Source organism: Pseudomonas sp. SDO55104_S430 (genome assembly GCF_054070595.1).
In genome coordinates this window covers 1-1,198 of the sequence record NZ_JBSVXG010000477.1, presented here as the reverse complement: position 1 = coordinate 1,198, position 1,198 = coordinate 1, and the positions used below count along the sequence as shown (strand labels likewise).

The window sequence follows — 1,198 nt, the reverse complement described above, 5'->3', positions numbered from 1 at the left end:
TCTTGATGTCTGATACACCGCCTTCGCGAGCAAGCCCGCTCCCACACTGGACCTCACAAGGCTTTAGATACCTTGCGGCATCTCTTCACCACCCAACGCCTCAACCAGCGCCGGCAGGAAATCACCAAAAGTCAGCATCATCAGGGTAAAGCTGGCATCCAGCTGACCCAAAGCCTCGTCACCACCATCCTGTTCAGCCTGGTCTTGCAGCAGGTCTTCGAACTTCAGGCGCTTGACCACCATCTTGTCGTCGAGCACGAAGGACAGCTTGTCCTGCCAGGCGAGCGACAGTTGAGTGACCACTTTGCCGGTGCTCAGGTGCAGCTGGATTTCTTCGCTGGTCAGGTCCTGGCGCTTGCAGCGCACGATGCCGCCGTCTTCGTGGGTGTCGCGCAGTTCGCACTCGTCCAGCACGAAGAAGTCGTCCGCGGCTTTTTGCGTGGTGACCCACTCGGTCATGACTGCGGTCGGGGCCATTTTCACGGTCAGCGGACGCACCGGCAGGGTGCCGATCACTTCACGCAGGGTCGACAGCAGGTCTTCGGCGCGTTTCGGGCTGGCCGAGTTGACCAGGATCAGGCCCTGTTTCGGCGCGATGGCGGCGAAGGTGGAGGAGCGACGGATAAAGGCGCGCGGCAGGAAAGCCTGGATGATTTCATCCTTGATCTGGTCGCGTTCCTTTTTATAGACCTTGCGCATTTGCTCGGCTTCGATCTCTTCGACCTTTTCCTTCACCGCATCACGCACGACGCTGCCCGGCAGGATGCGTTCTTCCTTGCGCGCGCTGATCAGCAGGAAATCACCGCTGACATGCACCAGGGGTGCATCTTCGCCCTTGCCGAAGGGGGCGACGAAACCGTAGGTGGTCAACTCCTGGCTTGCACATGGGCGCGCCAGTTTGGTGGCCAGTGCAGATTCCAACGCCTCGGCATCAACAGGCAGATCTTGGGTCAGGCGATAGATAAGCAGGTTCTTGAACCACATGGGGTGACTCTCTCCTTTATACAAAGGGGGGCATTATTGTCTTCGCCGTGCCATAGGCCAACCCTTCTCTAAGCCTTTGGAAGGCATGAAAAAATTAATTGAAAAAGTGCTTGCCAGAGGTAGGGTCGCTCCGTAGAATGCGCGCCACACCGAACGTGAAGGGTGATTAGCTCAGCTGGGAGAGCGTCTGCCTTACAAGCAGAATGTCGGCGGT

The 1,198-nt window shown here is 58.0% G+C and carries 1 protein-coding gene; it reads right to left on the bottom strand.

The annotated features are described in order from the left end of the window. Positions 1–63: 63 nt before the first annotated feature. Positions 64–984, bottom strand: a complete 921-nt coding sequence (gene rdgC / locus ACW9JE_RS30790) for a recombination-associated protein RdgC (protein WP_224541343.1) — start codon at positions 982–984, stop codon at positions 64–66. Positions 985–1,198: the final 214 nt, after the last annotated feature.

Excerpts from the sequence above, each read along its gene's own strand:
- rdgC (WP_224541343.1), bottom strand. The coding sequence starts at position 984 with ATGTGGTTCAAGAACCTGCTTATCTATCGCCTGACCCAAGATCTGCCT.